Below are 24507 nucleotides of genomic sequence, written 5' to 3'. Positions count from 1 at the left end.
GCCGGGACCCCGGTAACAGGTAACGTCGGGTGCCGTGAGCGAGCAGCGACTGGTGGGTGGGCCGGACGACGGTGTGGGTCCCGGAAACGGGCGAACCGGCCGGCCCGCCACAGCCGGGTACGATTCGCCCGCTCCACTCGCCCGTGATCTGCGCTCGGCCGACGCGCGCGACAAACCGAGCCGCAACGATTCGATGGCCGCCCAGCTGTGCACGGCCGTCGGCGGTCCGGTCGGCGACCACGCCCTGATCGGGCGCGCGCGGTTCTGGACGCCGATGCGGGTGCTGCTGGCGTTCACGGTGATCTTCCTGGCGTTCGGCTGGTTCGCGAAGGCCGGATGTATCCAGCAGACCACCACCTCGGGCGGACTGCTCACACTCGACTGGAACAACGGCCGCCAGTACACGGCGATGTGCTACTCCGACACCGTGCCGCTCTACGGTGCCGAACGGCTCAACGAGGGCGCGTTCCCGTACAAGAAATCCTGGGTGGAGGAGACCCCCGGCGGCGATACCGAGGTCCGGCATATGGAATATCCGGTGCTGTCGGGCATGTACCAGTACGTCTCCATGCTGGTGGCCAAGAGCTGGGACGCCAGTCCGCTGCCGGGTGCGCTGCAGGTGGTCCTGTACTTCAATGTGGTGGCAGTGGGGTTGGCGGTGGCCTGGCTCGTCACCATCTGGGCGACCGCGCTGCTGTCCGGCCGCCGGGTCTGGGATGCGGCGCTGGTGGCGTGCTCGCCTCTGGTGATAGTGCACGCCTTCACCAATTTCGATTTCCTGGCGACCGCGTTCGCCGCCCTGGGCCTGCTCGCGTGGGCGCGGCGCCGACCGCTGCTCGCCGGAGTCCTACTGGGCCTGGGCGGCGCGGCCAAACTGTATCCGCTGCTGCTACTCGGCCCGATCCTGGTGCTGTGTCTACGCGCCGATCCGATGCACCGCACCCCGCGGGCGCACCAGGCGACACGGTTGCGCGATATCGACAGTGCCGCGGCGTTGCGAATCTGGCTCGAGGAGCTCCCCGCACGGACCCGGCTGCTGGCGACCCGCCCGCTGGGCGCGGCGGGCCTGACCGCCGGTGGCGCCCTGATCACCTGGGCATTGGTCAATCTGCCGATCGCAACGCTGTACCCGGAGGGCTGGCGGGAGTTCTTCCGGCTCAATACCACGCGGCACGCCGATCCCGATTCGCTCTACAACGTGGTGATGTCGTTCACCGACTGGTCCGGTTTCGACGGTGTACTGCAACACGGGGAGCCGCCCACCGTCCTCAACCTGATCTCGCTGCTGCTGTTCGTGGCGGCCTGTCTGGGTATCGCCTATATCGGCCTCACCGCTCCGCGCCGACCCCGGCTGGCCCAGCTGTGCTTCCTGGTGATCGCCGCGTTCCTGCTGACGAACAAGGTATGGAGCCCGCAGTACTCGCTGTGGCTGGTACCTATCGCGGTGCTGGCGCTGCCGCATCGGCGGGTGCTGCTGGCCTGGATGACGATAGACGCGCTGGTATGGGTGCCGCGCATGTTCTACTACCTCGGAGTGGACCGAAAAGGGCTGCCGGAGCAGTGGTTCACCGCGACGGTATTGCTGCGCGACCTCGCGGTGATCGGACTGTGTGCGCTGATCGTCCGGCAGATCTACCGGCCCGAACAGGATCTGGTGCGCCGGGATTATCTGGACGACCCGGTCGGCGGGGTCGTCGACAACGCTCCGGACCCATTGCTGCCGTGGCTACCGGAAGCGCTGCGTCCCAGAATCTCCCGCGACACACATTGGACGGGCGCGGCGGCCGGTGAACGCACCCGCCCGCGGGTACCCGCCACTGTGGCGTCCTCGATGCGGGCGCCGCGGGCGCATACCCGCGGCGCCCGGCCGAGCTGAGGCCCCGATTCCGTTATCCGGGCATCGGTTCGACGCCGGGCACGGCGCGTACGGTCCGGTCTCAGCCGGCCCGGAGGATACGCGCGCGCTGTTCGGGTTCCTGCGGTAGCAGATCCAGGTCCAGCTGCCAGGCGTTACCGGTCCACGGATCGAACAGCGGTGTTCCGGTGACCGTCGGCAGATGACGGCAAGCGCGCGAGAGGGCGGCCACAGCACTGTCGCCCGACTCGGATTCGTTGCTGCCGACTATCACGGTCGACAGTCCGATCAGGTCTCCGCGCGCCAGCAAGGCGACCAGCCGCTGCGCGTCGGCGGCCTGGTAGCCGTGCGGGAAATCCGCGGCGAGCAGGACGCGGTGCTCGGCCGGCGCGGTCGCCTGCCCGGAGTTGTAGGCCATCTCCGCCAGTTCGGCGGCGTCCACCAGTTGCTGCAGTCGCGGGGAGATATCGGAGTGGTCGGTGATCGGCGGACCTGCCAGCACGGGCGCGAGCATGCCGGTGAAGCCGGCGAACCCGCCGGTGAGATCGATGATGTCGACCAGGGTCCGCCGCCCCGGGGCGGCCCGCAGCAGCCGGGCCAGCAGAGCACCTATTACCGGCGCGACCGCGGCGGAGGATTCGGTATCGACCCACAGCGGGCGGTTCAACGGAACCGGGACACAGTACGGAACCCGCAGCACGCCCCGGTCGAGCGCGTAGAGCTCGCCGAGCCGGATACCGTCGGCCGGGGCGGCCGGGCGGTCCCAGGCGGGTGAATTCCACGAGGCCAGCGCTGCGGGAAGCGCCGCGTCCGCCTCCTGTAATTCGCGCTGCAACTGATCGCTGTCGCGTCGGTGATCGTTCTCGGCGGTACTCGTGAGCTCGTCGTGGCGCCGCTGGGCGGCTGCCCGGGCGATATCGGCGGCGGGCGTGTTCCGGGTGGCGGGGTCGGAGACCGCGGCCGAGAGTTCCTGGTCGAGCCGCTCGGCCGCGTAGCCGCGCGCCGATTCCAGGGCCGCGGCCGAACGCGCGGCGTCCTCGAAGATCATCCACAACCGTTCCAGCCCGTGCCCCACTTCCAAGGCCGGGATCTCGGCCTGCCCACCCCCGGGTACGGGGACCGCGGCGGGAGATACGACCGTCGCGTCGAGCACGGTGGGCGCGGCAGCGGTGGCCGCTGTCGGCACGGCGGTGACGTAACCGTCGGCGCCGTGTACCCGCAACAGTTCCGCGATACCACCCGCGTAGCCCTGACCCACCGCGCGCAGTTTCCAGCCCGTACCACGCCGATACAGTTCGTAGCAGATCAGTGCCGTTTCCCCGGCCTGTGGGGCGATCACGAACTCGGCTGCCGGAGTGTCGTTCTCCGACAGCGTCGCGGTGACCACGCCGATCCCGCTGTGCGCGGCGGCCACCAGAAGCACCGCCTGGGCATCCGCACGCACTTCGCCCGGCGTGACGACGACGGCCGTGGCCGCCTCGACCCGGACCCCGGGTCCCGCCGGACGTTCGGACACCAGCACATCGGCGGCCGAGCCGACGCGCAGGTCCGCGCCTACCACCAGCGCCGAAACCGTCAGCGGCACTGCCGCGTTCACCTGGAATCGGGTGCTCCCACCGCCCAGCGGTATGTTCTGCCCCGCTTGCAATTGCTTCATATCCTGCCCCCGACGCCGTTCATACCGCCAGGAACCGGCCCAATTGCGGGATCGCCTCACCGGGATGTTTGGCGTTGAGACCTTCGCCGATCGCCTGCATCTTCCAGTCGCCACCGACCCGGAACAGTTTCGCCATGGCCATCGCGGTGGTGGGGGTACCGCCGGTGAGCGAGTACCGGGCGAGTTCGGCGTTGCTGGCGCCATCGATCAACCGGCAGAACGCGTTCTGCACCTGGCCGAAGGTATGGCCTTTATAGGAGGTCACGACGAAGATCAGGTTGTTGACGTGCGCCGGCAGCCGCGTCAGGTCGACCAGGATCACCTCGTCGTCGCCGGCGCCCTCACCGGTCAGATTGTCGCCCTGGTGCCGTACCGATCCGTCCTTGGAGGTCAGCTGCCCGTAGTAGGCGACATCGACCGGGTTCATATCGGCGAACATGACCACCGAGGCGTCGAGATCGATATCCACGGTGCGACTGCCGAACATGCCACGCTGCTGCACCGGGTCCCAGCCCAGCCCCATCTTGACGAAGGTGAGCGCCGCACCGTCCTCTTTGCGGAGGCTGACCCGCTGACCCTTCTGCAGGCTCACCGGGCCGGTCTTGCTCAGACTGATCTCGGCGGGGTGCTGCTGGGTGGGTGCCTGCTGCGGGTAACCGGGGCCCGGGGGCGGCGGATAACCCCCGCCCTGCGGCGGATAACCCCCACCTTGGGGCGGATAGCCCCCACCTTGCGGCGGGTAGGGCGGCGGCGGCTGCTGGGCGGGGTAGGCCTGCTGGGTGGGCGGCGGCACCGGCGCGGTCTGCTGCACGGGCTGCGGCGGAGGGGGAGGTGCCGGCGCGGCAGCCGGGGCCGCGGCCTGTGTCTCGGCCGGGGAATCGTCCACCGTGACACCGTGGTCGGTGACCAACGCGGCGAAACCACCCGCGTAACCCTGCCCGACCGCCCGCACCTTCCACGTGTCCTGGCGCCGGTACAGTTCGAGCGCGATCACGATGGACTCGGTGGCGAGTCCATCGACCCGGTACTCGAACAGCTGCGTGCCGGACTGATCCGATACATAGGCGACCGGGGGCGCGAACTGCCCGAAATTCGTGTTCGGGTCATCGAGCGTGATGACCGCGCGCACCTGCGCGATATCGGCGGGGACGGCGCCGAGGTTCACCGCCAGGGAGGCGGGCTGCCCGGCCGGGCCGGGACGCAGGTTCACGCCCGGGCCGCTGGGCTGGTTGTAGAAGACGAAATCCGCGTCGGACCGAACTTTGCCCTGCTCGGTGACCAATAAGGCGGACAGATCGGCCGGAGCCGCCAACTGGATGGAGACCACCACGTCGTTCGTGGTCAGTGGACCGTTCTGGCCCTTGGCGAGTGTTGCGGACAAGTCAGACCCTTCGCTTGTCGGTGCGTATGGATGCCACTGTACGAGATAGGTGGCAGGCACGAATCCTGTTAACACCGGGAGGTGAACGGGCCAGGATAACTCGAACCGATGGACTGGATCGACCTGCGCCGATTAAGGTGACCGCGACGGATGAGCACCGGCAGTGCGCGGTGCTCGGGGCGGCGAGGACAGGCGACTATCCATGGCACAACTCTTCGAACAATCGAAGAAGGTGATCGAGGTACACCTGGCGAACACCAGTATTCGCGCCATCTCCGGCTCGATGGTCGCTTATGAGGGGGCCGTACAGTTCAAATCGGCCGGCTTCGGCGGCGGTGACGGTGTGCTGGCCGGGATGAAACGCCGCGCCACCGGCGAAAAGCTCTCGCTGATGGAATGCGGCGGGCAGGGCCGGGTCTTCCTGGCGGTCAACGGCCAGTACGTCTCGGTGGTGAATCTGAACAACGAGACCCTCCAGGTCGAATCACAGCAGTTGCTGGCCTTCGCCGGGAACCTGCGCACCGATGTGCGATTCGCCGGTGTGCGCGGCGCATCCAGCGGCCAGGGACTCTTCACCACCACGGTCAGCGGCCAGGGGCAGGTCGCACTGCTCTCGGCGGGCGGGCCGCTCATCCACCTCGAGGTTTCCCCGCAGTTCCCGCTCGTGGTGGACCCTGATGCGTTCGTCGCCGCCCGCGGCAACCTCAACCAGTCCTTCGTCACCGATGTCTCGTGGCGTTCGGTGATGGGACACGACGGCGGCGAGGCGTTCTCGCTGCGCTGGGACGGGCAGGGCGTGGTCTCGATCCAACCGGCGGAACGGTAGGACATGTTCGAGAAGATCAATTCCAAGGTCGTGGCGGTCGATATCGGTATGACGGGCGGCGTGGTCGCCCGTACCGGCGGCATGCTCTTCTACACCGGTGATGTGTCCTTCGCTCCGCACGAGATACCGGGCGCCGCGGGGATGGGCGGCGGCGGTGGACTGTTGCAGATGGCCGGGCGGATGATGGCCGGCGAACACCAGCGCACCATGATCGCGCAGGGCGGCGGCCGCGTGCACTACGGGTTCGCGGGCCTGGAAGTGGAGGTGGTCCAGGTGCAACCGGGTGCGGTACTGCAGGTCGAGGCTTCTCGTCTACTCGCCTACACCGCCGGGTTGCAGACCTCGGTCGTATCGGTCGCGAGTTCCGGGGGCGGAGGCGGCGGCGGGGGTCTGATGGGTGCGCTACGCGGCGCGGCATCCGGTGCGCTGACCGGTCAGGGCATGTTCACCACGCAGCTGTCCGGTCAGGGCAGCGCGGTTCTGCTGGCGCACGGCGGCTTTCTCGAACTCCAGGTGGGCGGACCGAATCCGGTAGTGGTCGACCCGCAGGCCTTCATCGCCTCCTACGGAAATGTGCGCACCGAACTGAAAGCCGCGATGAGCTGGCGCGATGCCGTCGGCCGCGGGTCCGGAGAGGCCATGCAACTGCAGTGCGCGGGCCAGGGCCTGGTGTACGTGCAGGCATCGGAGGAGAAACTGTGAGCGAGATCCTCAGTCCGCTGACGCTCGGGGAGAGCGATAACGTCCCCGGCAACAGCTACGCGTACTGCATCGACCTCGTGAAACCGTGGTTCATGCGCAAGGGCGCGATGATCGCCTACTACGGGCAGATGCGATTCCAGGCCCTCACCCACGGATTACAGGGCCAGCTGCTGCATATGGTGGCGCACCAGTTCTCCGCGCCGCTGTTCACCGGCGACTATGTGGTCGCCGAGGGGCAGGGCAAACTGCTGATCGGTGACCGCGGCTACGACATCAACTCCTACGACCTCGACGACGGCAACCTCACCATCCGCGCGGCCAATCTGCTGGCGTTCGAACCGGGTCTGTCGCTGAACCAGTCGATCGTGCCCGGATTCCTGACGCTGATCGGTACCGGGAAGTTCCTGGCGTCCTCCAACGGTCCGGTGATCTTCGCCGAACCGCCGTTGCGGGTGGATCCGGAATCACTGGTGGGCTGGGCCGACTGCCCGTCACCCAGCCACCATTACGACCAGCGGTGGGTAACGGGTTTCCTGGCCGCCGGCGCTGCCGCGTTCGGCGTGAACTCGGGTGAGGAACGTCAGTTCGATTTCACCGGCGCCGGGACGGTACTCATCCAGTCGAGTGAGAAGGTGCTCAGCGACTCCGCCCTCATCCGCACCATCGAGGGGCAGCTGCAGAGCGGGATCACCGTCCCCGGTCTGCAACGTCTCCAAGGGGTCATCGGCCAGCAGCTCGCGGGTCAGCAGCAGGGTTACTGAGCACAGATTCCACGACATCGTCACTCCGGGAACAGATTTCATACCGCCTGCCAAGAGGCTCCGGTAGTCTCCGAACCAGCGGAGGTTTCTGTTGTCATCAGGGGGACGAATGAGCCTGGACTACATGCAGCGACTCGCTGTGCGCCTACTCCTCAAGGACCGTCTGTCCGAGTTGCATTCGGCAGCGTTCGAGGAGTTCTTTCATGAGCTCATGTGCCTTCGCCACCCCGGCTTTCTCGACGTCCGAACCGCCGGGAGCCTCGGTGACGAAGGCAGCGACGGACTGCTCCTGCACGCCCGCAAGCTGTACGCCTGCTACGGCCCTCAGGTGTTCGACGTAACTAAAGTTGTCGAAAAATTCGAAAGCGATCTCACAAAAGCGTTGACGAAACGAAGTGCCGAGTTTTCAACCTTCGTATTTGTGCACAATGATCACCGCGGCATGCATCCAACCGTTTCCAGATGCTTGGCCTCCGCACAGGCCGATAATCCGGGAATCCTCTTCGAGCAGTTTGGTCACAAACACTTCAGAAATGAGGTATGCCGTCTGCAACTTCACGAGGTGGAAGATCTCCTCAAGACACAAGTTCCGGTAAAGGACGCGGTCTACGGCATCGGGCTCGACGAATTGCAGCCATTGCTGGAGCATTTGCGAACCCAGCGAAGAAGAACAAATGATTCGAATGTAGTGGCAGCAGTCTCGGGGAAAAAGCTGGACTTCAATGGTTTCAGCGAGGATACCAAGGAGGACCTGAGGAGAATGATGGTCCGCAGCCTCGATATCGACCTATACTATTCTCAACGTGTAGATGTCACCGAGAGAGACGAAGTGGCCGCCGGGTTCAACGAAGAGTATCTGAGACTGCGCCGCGAATTCGATGACCCCGATGACATTCTATGGCAGTTGGAGCAATACGTTCTCGGAAACGCATCCGCACCACACGCCAATCGACGCGCGGCGATGGCCGTGTTGGCCTACTTCTTCCAAAGCTGCGATATATTTGACAACCCGCCACCAGAATATCTGGAAGGCTGCCCCGACGTGGAGGAGGAATTTGCATGATAACTCCAACGAAAGGGATCTCTCCCCAACGTGCCCTGCTTTCGATCGGCGCCCAGGTTGTTCAGGCCGTCGAGGCTCCTGTCACTGTGAGTCAAGCATGGAGCAGGCTCCTCGAGTGGCGCACCGCTCATGAGCATCGAGACTCGATTCCATTCTGGTGGTTCGCACTCTCTCTCGATGTTCTGTATGCACTCGGGCTAGCGACACTTGATGATGACCTTCTCGTAATAAGGAGGGGGAATGCTGCGGCAATTACAGGCCGATGACGAAAGATTCAAGCCTGTCGAGTTCCGTGAAGGCCTCAACTTGATCGTTGCGGATGCTCGCGGAAACTCGTCGTCAACCGATACGAGGAATGGATCCGGAAAATCGAGCCTGCTCGAAATCATCCATTTCCTCTTGGGTGCACGATTCGAGCGGAGAAGGTCATTTCTCGCAAAGGAGGTACTCCGAGAAATAACCTTCGAATTGCAGCTCGACTGGCCGGGTCTCGATAGGCAGCCGTTAACAGTCCGCCGGTCCCCTTCTCGTCCCTCGGAGATAATCGTCCACCCAGATGTCAGCGGTCGGCCGACACTTGCGCCGGTAGAGCGGAAAATGCCCCTTGGCGAATGGCAGAGACTGATCGAGAAAGATCTCTTCTCTATGCCATCAGACGCCACATCGATCAGCGGTCGAGCAATGCTCTCCCAATACATTAGAAGAATTCGATCGAATTCTTTCAACGAGCCTATCCGGACCGCGCCTCAACAGTCCCTTTCCGAGGCCAGTACGAATATCTCCTATCTTTTGGGGTTGGACTGGCGATTGAGTGGAAAGTATCGAGATCTAGCCGCTAGAGAGTCGACTCGCAGGCAATTGTCCTCTGCCGTAAAAGATCCTGTTTGGGGAAAAATTGTCGGACGGTCGAGCGAATTGCGCGGCAAGATAACCGATGTCCAGCAACGCGTGAACGAGATCGAAAGCCAAATAGCAGAGTTCCGTGTTGTGCCAGAGTATGAGCGACTTCAGACTCGCGCAGATGAGATCGACAACCAGATACGAAAAATGCGAAACGAAGATGTTGTAGACCGGCGCAATTTATTGGATTTAGAATCCGCAGCAGCCGAAGTAAGCGACCCTGATATCAACTACCTTTCCACCGTGTACGAGTCTCTGGGGGTCAGCCTGCCTGCCGCGGTAGTTCGCAGATACGATGAAGTCCGGGACTTCCATACGTCTGTCGTGCGAAACAGACGCGCATATTTGGAGCAGGAAACAACGGCTATCCGTGCACGCCTGAACGCTCGGGAGGCCGAACGCGTCCAACTGGGTGAAGAGCAAGCGAGACTGATGCGTACCCTGAATGAGGGCGGCGCGCTGGATGCCTTGACGGCCATGCAGCAGTCACTCGCCGGTGAACGCGCCGAACTGGAGTCCCTACGAAATCGATTCAAGGCCGCCAGCACTTTGGAAGCAAGTGCGTCCGAAATCAAAGCTGAGCGTGCGCGAGTCGAAAACCAGATGCGCGCCGACTTGCTGGAGCGAGATCGCATAATTGACGAGATAAGTGTTCGATTTCGAAACTATGCCCTGCGCCTATATGGACCAGGAAGGTCGGCCTACCTCGTAATAGAGCCCACATCATCCTATTTGCGCCTGGCGCCCCATATCGACAGCAAGGACAGTCGGGGAATAGGAAATATGGTGATGTTCTGTTTCGATCTGACCGTTGCAGTCACCGCCTACAGAGGCCACCGCGGCCCCGATTTCTTGGTGCACGACAGTCACTTGTTCGACGGTGTGGACGAACGCCAAGTCGGCCGCGCACTCGAGCTAGCGCGCGAGGTGACCGAAGAGGAGGGTATGCAATACGTAGCGACCTTGAACTCGGATGATCTCGCCAAGACTGATGCAGCCGGCTTCAGACTGGAGGACTCCGTCATCCCGCCGCACCTCACCGACGAATACGAGAACGGAGGACTGTTCGGCTTCAGGTTTACCTAAATCTCGCGATTATCGAAGCACCGCCGGCGCGGTGAGGTTTCTTCGGTCCCGTTGCTCTACCGAGGGAGACGCGGCCCATGCTGCATCTGCGAATAATGTCGCCCACATCTCTGACGGGCAAGGTGGTCGAAATCCTGGAATCCGACCCGGCCGTCAGCGGTCTCGCGGTGCTGCGCGGCAGTGCTGTTCGCCCCGAAGGTGATGTGGTGCTGGCCGATCTGGCCAGGGAGGCCGCCAACGAGGTCCTCGAGCAGCTGCGTGCGACCGGGCTGCACCACCGGGGAAGTATCGAAGTGCAGCCCGTGCACACCTGGATGTCGCTGTCGGGCTACCTCACCGAGCTGCGCACCCCGGGATACAGTGCGGATGCGGTGATCTGGGCGGATGTGACCCAGCGGTCCTACGAGGAGACCGAACTCAACTGGACCTACCTGAGTTTTATGACCCTGGCGACCGTGCTGGCAAGTATCGCGATCGTGGTCGATTCGCAGATCCTGATCATCGGAGCGATGGTGCTGGGTCCAGAGTTCGGCGCGATCGCGGCGCTCGGGGTCGCACTGGTGCGCCGTCGGCTCGCCTTGTTCGGGCGTGCGCTGGCCACCCTCGTCATGGGGTTCACCGCGGGTATCGCGATCACCCTCGTGCTGGTGGTGATCGGACGACTACTCGGCTGGATCACCGTCGATGCCGTCACGGGGGACCGGCCCGAGACCGCTTTCGTCTATACGCCGGACAAGTGGTCTTTCATCGTGGCGTTGATCGCCGCTGCCGCCGGGGTCCTCTCGCTGACCTCGTCCAAATCGGGTGCGCTGGTCGGGGTGTTCATTTCCGTGACCACGGTTCCGGCGGCCGGCAATATCGCGCTCGGGCTCGCCTTCGGTGTGGGTTCCGCCATCTGGGGCAGCACTCTGCAGTTGGTGATGAACCTGGCCGGGATGGCGATAGCGGGATGGGCGACGCTGGCCTTGCAGGATCTGGTCTGGTCCCGGGTTTCGCCCCGGCGGCCGCGCGCCGAAGCGCGGGCACGCCGGCGCATGCTCTAACCCGGCGTCCCGGCGGCCACCGGTCCGGTGAGCGCGGCGGTGAACCAGTCGAGAATCTCCTCTCCCGCACCGATTCCCGAGGCGGCGGTGACAGTGAGACCGGGACGGGTCCAGCCGAGTTCTTCGAGTTCCCCGTGGCGGGGCCGGATCGCGCGATCGGCGGCGGCGAGCATTTCGGCATCCAGTGCGCCGTCGCCGGCGGCGAGTGTCGGTGCCGCCGCTTCCAATCGGCCCGAAGCGATGAGCCGGGCACGGACCTCGGCCACCGCCCGGCTCTTGCACACCGCGTCCGGCATCGTGTAGATCTTGCGACCCTGCCGGGACGCCGACCAGCCTCTTTCCCGGCACCAGCTGTTCCAGTCGGCGAGAAAATCCGGCGGTGTGGCGGCGAGGTCCACCACCAGATAGCAGAACAGCTCGTCGGCACCGCGGAATTTGAGCACCCACGAATCGTCGATACGACCGCGCAGCGCGGCCTCCACCTCGGCGAGGCCGGCGCCCCCGGCCCGGACCGCGGCATCGATCCCACGGCGCCACCGCGAGTCGGGCACACCGTCGACCAGGATATTTCCCCCGTTGCTGGTGACCGCGAACGGCCACGGCGCACCCGGGAGCCTGATCCTGCCGAACTGTTCGATGGTCCGGGTGGTGGTGGGCAGTACCGCTGCCGCGACCGCCAGCTCCCGCATCCGGTCCGCGGCAGCGGCGGTCATATACGACAGTGGAGCGCCGTCGAGGTGTTCCACGCAGATCGTCGCCGCGACCGTGGCTCCGGCGGCGGCGTTCGAGTAGATCATGGTGCGATCCAGATCGGTGGCCACCAGCAGTGGTTTCGGGGACGACATCTACCGCTGCACATCCTTGATCAGACCCATGCACGAATACGCCAGCTCCGGGACGACTTCTACCGGTACGTCCCGGGCCTGCGCCAGCAACCGGATATGCGCGTGCTCGGGCGCGTCCGGTTCACGGACCAGCACGCGCCAGGGCATCCGTCGTAGCAGCACCCGGGTGGTCTCTCCGACGCCCGGTTTCACGAAGTTCACGGTGTCGATCCCGTACTCGGCCCGCACCTTTTCCACCGAGGCCCAACCAGCCCAGGTGGGTGTCCGGTCACCGGAGCGCACCACCGCGACCTGCGCGGACACTTGCGGCCGGACCGTTTCGAATGCCCCGGTAACCGTATCGATCAGCCCTGCCGACACATCGTCGGCGCCCAGTTCGGCATAGAACTTGGCGCCGTGGAAATCCCGCGGCCCGATCAGGTCCCGATTGAGCACTGTTCGCGAGACCAGACCCGAGACAGTGGAATTCAGGCAGGCGGAGGCGATCAGGAAATCGTCGCGGGTGCCGTAGGTGCGGACGCAATATCCCGGGTCGGCCAGTACGGCCAGGTCGTCGTCGAACCGGGCTCCGCCGGCCGCGTGGTACTCGTCCAGCGCCGCGGTCAGTTCCCGGGTGATCGCGCCCTTGCCGGTCCAGCCGTCCACGAACACCACCGAACCGGGGGCGTGATGGTGAGCCAGATAGTCCAGCGCCACCGTGTCGATCCCCCGGTCGCGCACGATCGATACCGCGTAGTGCGGGATATCGAGCGCGGGCCGGTCCTCGTGCCGGTCGGCCAGCCAGCGGCGGATGAGGATCCCCACCGGGGTGCCTGCGCGGGCCAGCGACGCCAGCACGATATCGGTACCGCGTTCGGCGACCACGAGCTCGGCCACCGTTCCCACCGCCAGGGCCAGCCGCTCGGCGCTGGCGGCCAGCACCCGGTCGAACAGTTCCCGATACGCGGCATCGGGCTGGTATTCGATGGGCAGCGATTCGGCGTAGTGCGCGATCCCGGCCTGGATCCGCTGTTCCCGGGAGGCGGTATCGGCCTCCAGGTCGGCACCGGACAGATCCTTCAGCAGCCACGCCACATCGGCGCGGTCGTAAGAACCGAATTCGGGACCGGACAGCGGGCCGGGCCCGGAATACGTCCCGGAGCGTGCGGCGGCCAGCGTGCGTGGATCCGCCCCCCGGACCACCGCCACCAGTACATCGGAACCGGCTGCGGTGAGCACATCCACCAGACCGCCCGGGGCATGGAGCCGTTCGCTGTCGGCCGGTGAATCGGCCACGAAAACCAGCACCGGATCCGCTTCCGGATCGTCTGGCCAGGACGCGTTGTAGAGGTAACGCGGCTGTTCCTCACCGGATTCGGGCGCCGGGAACCGGAAACCGCGCCGTAGCGGATATCCGGGCTCGTCCAGTACATGAGCCGGCGATCGGGTGGTGGTCTGGTACCGCACCGGGATCCCGGATTCGGCGATCGTCGCGGCCAGGCACAGCGGCAGGTACATCAACTCTTCGTGGGCGAGCACGATCACCGGACGGCCGGGATGGTCGGTGACCAGCTGGTCCCGCAGCAATTTCGCCGCGACGGTGGTGGCCTGCTCGAAATTCGCGCGGTCGGCGCGCAGGAACCCGTGGCGGCCGCCCTCGGGCACATCGTGCGGCCAGGGTAGTTCCAGCCGCGCCGCCGCGCCGCGCCGCGCCGCCGCCTGATTCAGTTCGGCCGCAGGCAATTCCGCGACCGTCGCCACGAGGCCTTCGGGCAGCACGGTGCTGCCCGCGGCCAGGCACACCGTATCGATACGCGCGCCCAGCGCCGCGGCCACCTTCGCGAACCGGTCCCTGTCGGCGTCGGTGCGCATATCGACCAGTACGGCCAATACATAGTGGGTCCGCGGCGCGAATTCGTGCAGCGCGCCGATGGCGTCCAATGCGGTATTTCCCGTGGAGATCTCGTCGTCCACCAGCACCAGCGGCAGGCCCGCGGTGAAAACGTCCCCGGGCATCGGCTGCAGCAGATGTGAGGTCGCGTGCGAATGCCCCTCCTCGAACCCGGTCAGTGTCACCGCCCCGGGCACCACGCGGCGGGTCGAATGCAGGTAGCACGCGGCGTCGATCCGCGACGCGACGCAGTGGCCCAGACCCGTAGCGGTCTCGGCGAATCCGAGCACCACCGCGTCCTGCCCACCGAGCACCGCGCGCACCAGATCGCCGAGCCGGTCGCCGGAATCCCGGACCCGCAGCGGATCGGTCGGTAGATGTTTGCCCAGCACCGTGGACACCAGCAGATGCGCGCGCCGCGGATTCTTGCGCAGTGCGGGCTGCAGCAGCTCGGTGATCTCCGGAGCGGGCGGCAGGCTGTCCGGGGCGTCGCCGTGCCGGAACGCCTTGCGATGCAGCAGTTCGATGCCCAGAGCGCGGGTCGCCCAATACGACTCGCCGGTCGGCGAACTCATACCGTGACCAGCGCCGATAGCAGATCCACGAAGGACACCCCTTTCTTGGCCACCCCGAAGACCCGAGCCCGGGTCAGGGTGGTGCGCGCCCAGCTGCGATGTGGCCGCATCTCGTTCATCTTGTTGCGGTAACCGGATGCGGCGACCCCACCGACCTCCACCTGCAGGATGTCCAGTGCGTCCGAGTACTCCTCGTGGGTGACCACCGACAGCGCGTGCACGGCCGCCACGTGCGAGGGGTGGATAACGGTTTTGCCCTGGATGCCGTTGGCGCGATCGAGGGTTATCTCGCGCAGCAGACCGTCGAGGTCCCGGCTGACCAGATAGCTGCGGAACGGCACCGCGTCGGATTCCTCGAACGGCGCGGTGCGCAGTAGCGGACGGAACATCCGCTCGTGATCGGCGAAGTACTCCCATACCGGCCCGGTGATCACGAAACCCGTATCGTCGGCACGCCCGAAGTAATTGACGATATCGGCGATCACGTCCGCGATGACGCGCACGTCGTAGATGGTCAGATCGCGGTCCCGGCGGATACCGAAGGTCGCGCACATATCGGTGGCGCCGATACGCACCGCCAGGATCCGTTCCCGGTATTCGGCCAGGCATGCCGCGATCTGCGTGAGTTCGCTGTCCCGGGTCTGCCGATGGACGAGCGCGGCCGATTCGAGTACCGGCATCCCGTAGAGCGGCCGACCCGTCCGAGCGCCCGCCGCATCGAGGGCGGCGAGATACTTCGGTGCCGAGGCGCTGTCGAACTTCGGGAAGACGAAACCGGTCAGCACCTGCGCGCCCGCACTCAGCCGGTCCAGCAGTTCGGGCACGGTATCGGCGTCGCGGACCCGGACGAACAGCATAGGGCTCGGATCGGGGCGGGCCGCGAGCTCGTCGAGCGTGCGCACGGTCTGTAGTTTCGCGAACTCGACCTCGTGGTCGGCGACGGCATCCTCGAGGTCGATCACCATCGAGCACACCCCGCGATCGGCCCGGCGCAAGATCGTGGCTGTCAGATCGGCGCGGGTGGCCGGTACGTACAGGGTGGCGCCCAGCGCCATCGCCAGTATCTCCCGGTCGGCGAGATCATCGAACGGCTCGGGTTGCCGGTAGAACAGCGCTCTGGCGTCCGGACCCTGCAATTGCCTGAAATGTCGGCGCGGTATCCGCTTGTGCAGGGAAATTTCCTGCCGGACGGCCATGCCTGTGGTCATCGAGCCCCCGTCTCATCCTCGTCGTTGTCCCGGTGGTGATTGTTTGCGCATCCGCTCGACAATCCCGGCAATGAATTCGGTGATGGTGTCGAGTTCGTTTACATAAGCCCAATAGTCGGGGTGCCGTCCGGTGAGGGATGCGGCGACCCGGTCGAGGCGTTCGACCTGAGCGTCCAGCACCGAACCCCACTCCGACACCAGTCCCCGTGACACCGCAAGCATCTGGGCGTCTCGGAGCCGGAATCTTACGGCCTCGGCGCGTTGTCGCGGATCGTCGCGGACCGCCCGCAACTCGGCCAGCCGTTTGGTCACGGCGTCGACCAGTTGTTCGGCGTCGGCGAGGTGGCCGCGCGCGGTGGTGGTCAGTTCAAGGGCCTGCTCCGGGGTGTTCTCGGCCGCGGCGGCGCGTGCCCCGGCCAGGGCGTGCGCCGCGGCGGCGATATGACGCTCGCTGGTGCTCTCATTGTCTGCCAGATCGGCCGAACTCGCAGCATTGAACTCACGCAGCAGCGCCGAATGGGCGGGCCCGATACCCTCGGCCCGGGTTCGGACCGCGGCGAGCCTGGTGGTGACCGATGCGATCGCGTTGCGCGCGGCGCCGGCACGAGATGGGGCCTGGGCCAACGATTCCGACAAATCGGCCGTAACGGAAGCCAGCCGATTCGCCGCAGTACGCGCCCGGCCACGCTGGTCCGCGGGGACCGCCGCCAATGTGACCATTGCCTCATCCACGGCCGCGGCCCCATCACGTACCGACGGGTACCCGGCGTATTCTGATTCGACCGCCTGCCTGCGCACCCGCACCGCCTCGGCGGTGACCCGCTCGACCAGTTCCGGCACCGCCCGCTGCACCGCGAGCGCTTCCTCGAGTGCGACCCGGTCGCCGTGGTAGAACCGATCGACCTGCTGCGCGGCGCTCCCCAGCTGCCGCACCACCGCGTCCACCCGCTGTTGCCGATCCGCCCGGCGGGCGCCGGTCTGCTCTTCCTGCTCCAGCTCGCCGGTGAGCTGCAGGTAAGCCCCCGCGGCCGCATAGCAGTCCTCACGCACCGACGCCCAGCGGCGGCCCGGCTCCCGCTCCGGGAACATCTCCTCGGCGGCCACGACCGCCGCTTCCGCGGCCGATTGCCGCCGGTCCATATCCAGGAACGCCGCCGTCAGTGCCGACCGTGCCTGTTCGAACCACGGATCCTCCCCCGACCGGAACCATCCACGCCTGCGGCCTGCCACAGACCCGATGGTATGAGATCCCACCGCCGGCGCGCCGCCCTCAGCGCGTACCACCCGGTCCACGCTCACCGAGTCGACCGCGGCGACGGTGACCGCGGCCGGACCTCGGCGCGCCGAAAGCCCTCGGTACCAGAACATTCGCACACGCCGCCCCCGAGTGCAGGTGACCGGCTTGCCCGAGTTTGTACGCAAGTTCACCGAAAACCACTACTGTCGTATTTCGTACCCGGCGGTTACCGACATGCTGGGAATTACAGACGACTACGAAAGGGAATCCCGCATGGGTGTCAGTTTGTCCAAGGGCGGCAACGTCTCGCTGAGCAAGGCAGCTCCGGGCCTCACTGCGGTCGCCGTCGGTCTGGGCTGGGATGTGCGCACCACCACGGGCACCGATTTCGACCTGGACGCCAGCGCGATCGCCACCGGAGCCGATAAGAAGGTCGTCTCCGACCAGCACTTCGTGTTCTTCAACAACCTCAAGTCCCCCGAAGGTGCCATCGAGCACGTCGGTGACAACACCACCGGCGAGGGCGAAGGCGACGACGAGGTCATCAACGTCGACCTCGCCAACACCCCGCCCACCATCGAGAACATCGTCTTCCCGGTCTCGATCTACGAGGCGGACGGCCGCTCGCAGTCGTTCGGTCAGGTGCGCAACGCCTACATCCGCGTGGTGAACCGGGCCAACGGCGAGGAGCTCGCCCGCTACGACCTCTCCGAGGACGCCTCCACCGAAACCGCCATGGTCTTCGGTGAGCTGTACCGCAACGGGGCCGAGTGGAAGTTCCGCGCCATCGGCCAGGGTTATGCGTCCGGCCTGTCCGGGATCGCGCGCGACTACGGTGTGAACGTCTGACGATCCACACCTCCGGGTAGCGTGAGGGGGTCCGGTGACGGGCCCCCTCGTTTTCTGCCTCCCGAGGCTGAGGGGACAAATTGGACAAATAGGCGGTCGACGGCAACGCTGGTGACTGGTCGCCGATACCGCCGACCAGGTTTCTCGTACAGGCCGGGATACCGACCGCAGTCCGGCCACCGCACACGAAAGGTCCCAGCGTGGTCCTGCGCATATTCGGCTTATCCATAGTAGTCACGGTGCTGTCACTGGGGGTGGCGTTCCTCTATGGCGGTCCGACCGCCCTGGCGCTCTGCCTGATCCTCGGCATCCTCGAGGTCTCGCTGTCGTTCGACAACGCCGTCATCAACGCCACCATCTTGGAAAAGATGAGTGAGTTCTGGCAGAAGATCTTCCTCACCATCGGCATCCTGATCGCCGTCTTCGGCATGCGGCTGATCTTCCCGCTGGCCATCGTGTGGGTCACCGCGGGCCTCAACCCGGTCCAGGCCTTCGACCTCGCGCTGAACCCACCCCCCGGCGACGCCGCCTTCTTCCCCGACGGCAGCCCCAGCTACGAGACCCTGCTCACCGACGCACACCCGCAGATCGCGGCGTTCGGCGGCATGTTCCTGGCGATGCTGTTCCTGAACTTCATCCTCGCCGAACGTGAGATCACCTGGCTGTCCTGGCTGGAACGCCCCCTGGCCAAGGCCGGCAAGCTGGACATGGTGTCGGTCGTCATAGCCGGGATCGGCCTGGTCCTGGCCGCGGAGTTCCTCGCCCACGACGACGACCGCTCCACCGTGCTGCTGGCCGGCCTGCTCGGCATGATCATCTACATCGCCGTCGACGGTCTCGGCTCGATGTTCAACGCCGAGGAACACGCCGAAGAAGCCGCGGGCGGCCCGTCGGGCCTGGCCAAGGCCACCGGTAAGGCCGGATTCTTCCTCTTCCTCTACCTCGAGGTCCTGGACGCCTCGTTCTCCTTCGACGGGGTGATCGGCGCGTTCGCCATCACCGCCGACCCGATCATCATCGCCCTGGGCCTCGGCCTGATCGGCGCCATGTTCGTCCGGTCGATCACCGTCTACCTGGTGCGTAGGGGCACGCTGAACGAATACGTGTTCCTCGAGCACGGCGCCCACTGGGCCATCGGCGCATTGGCCCTGATCCTGCTGATCACGGTCGGTGATATCCACATCCACGAGCTCGTCACCGGTCTCATCGGTATCGCCTTCATCGGCGCCGCGGTGCTCTCCAGTATCCGGCGCAACAACAAGGAAGAAGATCCGAAACCCACCACGGCTTCGGAGCCGACACCGGTGGGCTGACACAGCCTGGTTCGATATGCGCGGGAGCGGACCTCCGGGTCCGCTCCCGCTGTCGTTTCATCCACCGGGTGGTCGTTCACCACACCGAGTGAGAGCGATGGCCGCCTGGTTCTCAACGGGCCGGTCGATATCCCCGGCGGCCGGGTCCGGCCCTCACGAGCCTGCCGCGCCGGCCTTGTGACGTGCGGCGTCGTACTGCTCGAAGTACGCCTGACCCACCGCGAACATGCCGCGTTGCGGCAGCCAGAACTCGCCCAGTCTCGTCTGCTCGGCCAACGGTCCGGCCGGGCCGATATCGACGCCGTCGATCCGGGCCACCGTGCGAGCGACCGTCCACAGCATCCGCGGGTTGGTCCGGAACCACTGCCCGTTCGGGGTGGTGCCGCGCAACCGCACCCGCCCGACCCCCAGCGCCGGGCCCGCGACCCGCGACATGACCGACAGAACAGCCGGGCTACGCCACAGTGCCGAGGGCAGCACGCCGCCGAGTCCCGTCATCGCCGCCGTCGCCGCCGATCGTCCCAGTTCGATATCCCACACCAGCTTGTCCGGTATCTCCACCGTCAAGGCGAACGGGCCTGTCCAGGTCACCGAGATATCCGCGACCCGTGTATCCGCGAGCGCGGAACCGTAATAACGCGGACAGCTCGCCTCCGGCGCCACACTGCTGTAGATGACCCATTCCCGGGCCGGGTTCCGGTGCCACACCGATTCGTATCCCGGCCCCACCGAGCTGGCGGCGAAATGCCGGAAGGCCAGATAGTGGCCGCTCGTGAACGGCTGCCCCATCACTCCGTACCCGGCGAATCGCTCCTCATCCGCACCGGGGGGCAACGCCGGTGCGGTTCCGGCGATCGATCGCGGACTCTCGGTCATTGCCGTCCTCCTCGACGAGCGGACGTTACATGCACCACCATACGTCCGTGAGCTGGGAAAATACCTACTTCGGACCCGGATGGACACGGATCCTCCCGCTCCGGGGAGGACATGATCTCAGCGACGCCCGTCTCGAGCGGAAGTCCGTTCGTCATACCCTGCCCACCTCAGCGGGGCCGCCGAACGCCGGCGCACGAAATCCAGGTCGTCACTCCAGCGTGGCGATCCGGCAGGATCGAGTCCATGGCGACCGAGAAGGAACGTATGCTGCGCGGCGATCTCTATCGCGACAACGACCCGGAGCTCCTCGCGGAACGCCGTGCTTGCCGCACGCTGATCGCCCGGTACAACGACACCGCTCCCGACGCCGACGGCGAACGCCGGGAAATCCTCGACCGACTGCTGGGCTCATGCGGTGCGGACACCGTCATCGTGCCACCGCTGCGCTGCGACTACGGCCATCCCATCCGGATCGGCACCAACACTTTTCTGAACTACGACGCCGTGATCCTGGACTGCGCCCCCGTGACCATCGGCAACGACGTATCGATCGGCCCCCGCGTCCAGATCCTCACCCCCCTGCATCCCATGGAGGATCACGAACTCCGCCGGGCCCGTTGGGAATCCGCCGCGCCCATCACGATCGGCGACAACGCATGGCTGGGCGGCGGGGTCATCGTATGCGCCGGGGTCACGATCGGGGAGAACACGGTGATCGGCGCGGGCAGCGTGGTGACCCGCGATATCCCGCCCCGGGTCTTCGCCGCCGGCAACCCGTGCCGGGTCATCCGGGACCTCTAGTTCACGTTCGGCCCACCGATACCCCCGTTCACTCGCTGTACCCGACCGAGATCGAACCCACGGCACGTCGGGAACGGTATTCAGGGGCGGGTGCCGGCCTCACGCACCACAGTCGTTTCGCTGACCTGCGGATTTCGCGCAACTTGCGCGTAGACTCGGTCGGTGAAGCATCAACTGACCATCGGCGTAGCCGCGACCTCCCGCAAAGAGGACGAGCACCGGCTGGCGATCCACCCCGCGCATTTCGACCGGATCGACCCGGGGCTTCGCAAGCGTCTCTTCCTCGAGCGCGGCTACGGTGATCGGTTCGGCTACTCCGAAGAGGGATTGGCGCCGCTGGTCGGCGGCTACCGCACCCGCGAAGAGCTGTTCGCCGAGTGCGATGTGTTGCTGCTGCCGAAACCGCTGGCCGAAGACCTCGAGACTTTGCGCCCGGGGCAGGTCGTATGGGGGTGGCCGCACTGCGTGCAGAACGAGCGGATCACCCAGCTGGCAGTCGACCGCGGCCTGACGCTGATCGCCTGGGAGGCAATGCACCACTGGACGAGGGCGGGCAACTTCAGCGTTCACGTATTCCATAAGAACAACGAGCTGGCCGGTTATTGTTCGGTCCTGCACGCGCTACAGCTGCGCGGGTCAAGCGGCGATTACGGGCGGCGAATGCGGGCGGCCGTAATCAGCTTCGGTGCGACCGCCCGCGGCGCCGTGCGTGCGCTCTCGGCGCTCGGGATCAGTGATGTCACGGTGTTTACACAGCGCAGTGTGTCAGCGGTTGCCTCGCCGTTCGCGTCGGTGCGGATGCAGCATTTCAAACGGGACCCGGCGAACCCCAGCCGGACCCTCGCCCTCGAGGCGCCGGGATCGGGACCGCTGGCGGAAACGCTCGCCCAGTACGACGTGGTCGTCAACTGCATGCTCCAGGACACCGAGGAGCCGCTGCTGTTCGTACGGAACGCAGAGCTGGGCCTGTTCGCGCGCGGAACGCTGTTCGTCGACGTCTCCTGCGACGAGGGCATGGGATTCGAGTGGGCCCGTCCGACATCGTTCTCGGACCCGATGTTCACCATCGGTGACGACTTGCACAACTATGGCGTCGACCACAGCCCCTCGTTCTTGTGGAACTCCGCCACCTGGGAGAACTCCGAGGCTCTGCTGGAGTATCTGCCGATCGTGATGGCCGGCCCCGACGCCTGGGACAGCAGCGAGACCGTCCGCCGCGCGATCGAGATCCGCGAGGGCCGGGTCCAGAACCTCCGGATCCTCTCATTCCAGGGTCGTGCCGCGGCCTACCCGTACGCGGTCGTCTGACCGGATCCGCAGCGACGCCCTTGTCTCATATCGGCTGCCTATGTGACGCCCGCCTGTAGGGTCTCGAAACTCGTGGTGTCCGCCGGCTGAGTGACCTGGGAGTTTCCGAGCTGTCTCACTGCGTGGCGGTCGGTGGCCGTCTCAGTTCGATGCATTTCTCCGGTTCGAGGGTCGGCTGAGCAGACTTCGACCGGCAGACACCCATCGCCGTGTACGAGCCGAAACCACCCAGTTGACGTTTCCGGTGGGCGCGCTGCCTCTTCGTCCGGTTGCGTCACCGAACAATCAGAATCCGGGCCAGAGTCTATGACCGGCCGGGGAGGCCGTCCGAGACCGGAGGGGTTTACAGGCATGACTGGTTCTCCGCACGGATCCGATGATCAGGGGCGGGTGGGAAATGCCGATTCCTCTGTGTGGCAACAGGGCCGGCCGGCAGATGGCCGGTCGGTCCCGGACGGCCGCGTCCCGCCCACGTCGGGTTCCGACTCCGGCCCAACCGTTTCGGCTATCAGCAAGGCGGTCGAGGGCACCGGCCGCAGCAGCAGCTTCTGCCGACGGCGTATCCGCCGCAGCCGACCGGGCGCGGCAGATCGGGGCTGATCGTCGCGGGCGCTGTCGGGGCGGCGCTGGCGGCCCGCTGACCTGGTCGCTTCGGGTTGTCTCACGTTGCGGCCCGCGGTGGTGTCTCAGATCGATGGCATTTCTTCAGCTCGGTCCGGGGTGCGCGCCAGGCACCGAGCACCCCGGACTGGCCTGTGGATGTTGGGCGTCAGTCGTTCTCGTCGGCAGTCCACCGTGTGACGGTCCCGCCCCCTTCTGCCGAGTACTCGTTTTCCGTGGATGTCATGAACGTGGCCTGGCCGGGGCCTGTGGCCGACACAGTCAGAGAGCGTGTCCGCCGGCGACCTGCAGAATCTGTCCAGTGACCCAGCGGGCCTGGTGGGACGCCAGATACACCACCGCGTCAGCGATATCGTCCGGCTCCCCCACCCGGCCCATCGGCACGATCTCCCTCGCTCGAGCGAGGACGTTTTCGTCCATCCAGCCGGTCTGGACAGGGCCCGGGGCGACGGCGTTCACGCGGATGCCGCGCGGTGCGAGGTCCAGGGCGGTGGAGCGGGTGAGTGCTTCCAGCGCCGCCTTGGATGTGCCGTAGCCGGTCTGGCCGGGGAAGGCTCGGGCGGCGTCGGTGGTGATGTTGATGATGCTCAACGGGTTGTCTCCGTGGTGTAGTCGTGCCACCTCGGCGGTGAGGACCGCGGGGGCGACGGCGTTCACCCGATAGTGGCGCTCCATCGACGCATGGGTCAACGTGTCGATGGTGTCCGGTGTTTCGCAGTGTGCGGCGTTGTTGACCAGGACATTGATCGTGCCGGTGCGGGCGGCGACCGCACGCACAAGTCGGGTCGCGCCGTCCGGTGCGGATAGGTCGGCGCCGACGGCGAAGGAGTCGTTGCCCAATTCGTTCGCGAGTTCGTCCGCCTCCTCTGCAGTGGGAGTGATGTGGGCCCATTCGGTGCCGGCCGGGGCTGGAGGATCTTGGTTGAGGTAGTGGATCGCTACGCGTGCCCCCTGGGCGGCGAACGCGCGACTGATCGCTGCGCCGATATTGCCGGAACCGCCGGTTACCAGGACGATCCGGCCGGCTAGGCGAGTATTGATCATCAGGTTTCCTCGGTAGAGGTTCGGTCTGCCGGATCAGTGGACGACGAGCATGCCGGGTTGGGAGAGGAGGTCCACGGGCAGGAACCGGCAGCGCATACCGGGCTCCGGTCTCGAAAAGCCGGCATTTCCTCGGGATTGACAACCCAGTGCGAGATGTCCTGAGAAGTGACTCAGAATCTTGGGGAACGCCTGAACCGCCCGGAGATCAGTGCTGGCCGTCTGTCAACCCATGGACATGACTGCTGCGGAACCTACGGTGGCTGCCGAACCGAAGAATTTCATCAGCACGTCGTAGTACTCGTGCAGGTAGTCGAGCTCGTCGTCGGCGGATGCGTTTTCGTGATGTGCGGCGAGTGTGGCGAAAGATGTGTCGCGCAGCTTCTCCGCGGTCCGCTGGACCAGTGCGGACGACCAGTAGAACAGATCTTCGGAGCCATCGATCAACTCGCCGTCGGCGATGAGGTTTATCCCGGTGCCGGAACTCATGAGGAGGTCGGACAGGCCGGACCAAGCTTTGTCGAGATAACCGCTGGGCTCGGCGCTGTCCGGGTCGTCGATCACTTCCCAGTACTGGTCCGGATCGGCGACGATCTGTGCCAGTTGCGCGTCGGATACGCGTTTGAACGATACTACGGTTCCCATGCTTCACCCTGATAGTCGGATTCGGTCAGCAGCAGGATGGACAG

Annotated in this window: 21 protein-coding genes; 12 read left to right on the top strand and 9 right to left on the bottom strand. The window is 65.8% G+C overall.

Annotated features, from left to right (window positions below):
• Positions 1–73: 73 nt before the first annotated feature.
• Positions 74–1876, top strand: a complete 1803-nt coding sequence (locus IEY68_RS23220; RefSeq protein WP_156426325.1) for a glycosyltransferase family 87 protein — start codon at positions 74–76, stop codon at positions 1874–1876.
• Between the two features lie 61 nt (positions 1877–1937).
• Here IEY68_RS23220 and IEY68_RS23215 read toward each other — a convergent pair whose 3' ends face one another.
• Both IEY68_RS23215 and IEY68_RS23210 read right to left on the bottom strand, forming a co-directional pair.
• Positions 1938–3512 carry a TerD family protein gene (locus IEY68_RS23215; protein WP_058856149.1) on the bottom strand — a complete coding sequence of 525 codons (1575 nt, stop codon included), beginning with the start codon at positions 3510–3512 and terminating at the stop codon, positions 1938–1940.
• A gap of 19 nt (positions 3513–3531) precedes the next feature.
• The gene (locus tag IEY68_RS23210) at positions 3532–4893 is read right to left on the bottom strand and encodes a TerD family protein (protein ID WP_058856148.1); all 1362 of its coding nucleotides are present in this window, start codon (positions 4891–4893) and stop codon (positions 3532–3534) included.
• A gap of 202 nt (positions 4894–5095) precedes the next feature.
• Between IEY68_RS23210 and IEY68_RS23205 the strand changes: the two genes are divergently transcribed.
• The 7 genes from IEY68_RS23205 to IEY68_RS23180 all read left to right on the top strand — a co-directional run bounded on the left by IEY68_RS23205 (position 5096) and on the right by IEY68_RS23180 (position 11274).
• Complete coding sequence (locus IEY68_RS23205) at positions 5096–5719, top strand: AIM24 family protein (RefSeq protein WP_058856147.1); 624 nt, start codon at positions 5096–5098, stop codon at positions 5717–5719.
• A gap of 3 nt (positions 5720–5722) precedes the next feature.
• Complete coding sequence (locus tag IEY68_RS23200; protein WP_058856146.1) at positions 5723–6421, top strand: AIM24 family protein; 699 nt, start codon at positions 5723–5725, stop codon at positions 6419–6421.
• Entirely contained in the window at positions 6418–7182 is a 765-nt protein-coding gene (locus tag IEY68_RS23195) for an AIM24 family protein (protein ID WP_058856145.1), read from the top strand. Before IEY68_RS23200 ends, IEY68_RS23195 begins: the two co-directional genes overlap by 4 nt.
• Positions 7183–7291: 109 nt before the next feature.
• Positions 7292–8245, top strand: coding sequence for an ABC-three component system protein (locus IEY68_RS23190; protein ID WP_058856144.1), 954 nt, complete (start codon positions 7292–7294; stop codon positions 8243–8245).
• A complete protein-coding gene (locus IEY68_RS36950; protein ID WP_082681541.1) occupies positions 8242–8511 on the top strand; it encodes an ABC-three component system middle component 6 in 270 nt (89 codons plus the stop codon). The genes IEY68_RS23190 and IEY68_RS36950 overlap by 4 nt, the downstream gene beginning before the upstream one ends.
• The gene (locus IEY68_RS23185) at positions 8486–10231 is read left to right on the top strand and encodes an ABC-three component system protein (protein ID WP_058856143.1); all 1746 of its coding nucleotides are present in this window, start codon (positions 8486–8488) and stop codon (positions 10229–10231) included. The genes IEY68_RS36950 and IEY68_RS23185 overlap by 26 nt, the downstream gene beginning before the upstream one ends.
• A 95-nt stretch (positions 10232–10326) precedes the next feature.
• Entirely contained in the window at positions 10327–11274 is a 948-nt protein-coding gene (locus IEY68_RS23180) for a DUF389 domain-containing protein (RefSeq protein WP_229718931.1), read from the top strand.
• Here IEY68_RS23180 and IEY68_RS23175 read toward each other — a convergent pair.
• The 4 genes from IEY68_RS23175 to IEY68_RS23160 are packed head-to-tail and all read right to left on the bottom strand — an operon-like array spanning position 11271 to position 17002.
• Entirely contained in the window at positions 11271–12119 is an 849-nt protein-coding gene (locus IEY68_RS23175; protein ID WP_058856141.1) for a hypothetical protein, read from the bottom strand. The two genes, IEY68_RS23180 and IEY68_RS23175, sit on opposite strands and share 4 nt — an antisense overlap.
• Positions 12120–14564, bottom strand: coding sequence for a phosphoribosyltransferase (locus IEY68_RS23170; protein ID WP_082681540.1), 2445 nt, complete (start codon positions 14562–14564; stop codon positions 12120–12122).
• On the bottom strand, positions 14561–15772 hold the full coding sequence (locus IEY68_RS23165; protein WP_156426321.1) for an HpcH/HpaI aldolase/citrate lyase family protein: 1212 nt from the start codon (positions 15770–15772) through the stop codon (positions 14561–14563). The genes IEY68_RS23170 and IEY68_RS23165 overlap by 4 nt, the downstream gene beginning before the upstream one ends.
• Positions 15773–15784: 12 nt before the next feature.
• A complete protein-coding gene (locus tag IEY68_RS23160; RefSeq protein ID WP_082681544.1) occupies positions 15785–17002 on the bottom strand; it encodes a hypothetical protein in 1218 nt (405 codons plus the stop codon).
• A 280-nt stretch (positions 17003–17282) separates the two neighbouring features.
• Here IEY68_RS23160 and IEY68_RS23155 point away from each other — a divergent pair, with 280 nt between their 5' ends.
• The gene (locus tag IEY68_RS23155) at positions 17283–17858 is read left to right on the top strand and encodes a TerD family protein (protein ID WP_058856139.1); all 576 of its coding nucleotides are present in this window, start codon (positions 17283–17285) and stop codon (positions 17856–17858) included.
• A gap of 200 nt (positions 17859–18058) precedes the next feature.
• On the top strand, positions 18059–19171 hold the full coding sequence (locus IEY68_RS23150) for a DUF475 domain-containing protein (RefSeq protein WP_058856138.1): 1113 nt from the start codon (positions 18059–18061) through the stop codon (positions 19169–19171).
• 153 nt (positions 19172–19324) lie between these two features.
• On the opposite strand, the gene IEY68_RS23145 is transcribed toward IEY68_RS23150, so the two are convergent.
• Entirely contained in the window at positions 19325–20047 is a 723-nt protein-coding gene (locus IEY68_RS23145) for a hypothetical protein (RefSeq protein ID WP_058856137.1), read from the bottom strand.
• A gap of 243 nt (positions 20048–20290) precedes the next feature.
• Here IEY68_RS23145 and IEY68_RS23140 point away from each other — a divergent pair, with 243 nt between their 5' ends.
• On the top strand, positions 20291–20848 hold the full coding sequence (locus IEY68_RS23140; protein ID WP_058856136.1) for a sugar O-acetyltransferase: 558 nt from the start codon (positions 20291–20293) through the stop codon (positions 20846–20848).
• A gap of 162 nt (positions 20849–21010) precedes the next feature.
• Positions 21011–22156, top strand: coding sequence for a N(5)-(carboxyethyl)ornithine synthase (locus IEY68_RS23135; RefSeq protein WP_199804978.1), 1146 nt, complete (start codon positions 21011–21013; stop codon positions 22154–22156).
• Between the two features lie 882 nt (positions 22157–23038).
• Here IEY68_RS23135 and IEY68_RS23130 read toward each other — a convergent pair.
• Complete coding sequence (locus IEY68_RS23130; RefSeq protein ID WP_062999069.1) at positions 23039–23821, bottom strand: SDR family NAD(P)-dependent oxidoreductase; 783 nt, start codon at positions 23819–23821, stop codon at positions 23039–23041.
• Positions 23822–24043: 222 nt separating this feature from the next.
• The gene (locus IEY68_RS23125) at positions 24044–24463 is read right to left on the bottom strand and encodes a DUF1877 family protein (protein ID WP_058856135.1); all 420 of its coding nucleotides are present in this window, start codon (positions 24461–24463) and stop codon (positions 24044–24046) included.
• Between the last annotated feature and the right edge of the window lie 44 nt (positions 24464–24507).

Source organism: Nocardia jinanensis (assembly GCF_014645735.1).
Classification (GTDB): Bacteria; Actinomycetota; Actinomycetes; order Mycobacteriales; family Mycobacteriaceae; genus Nocardia; species Nocardia jinanensis.
This window is presented reverse-complemented; position numbering and strand designations above follow the sequence as displayed.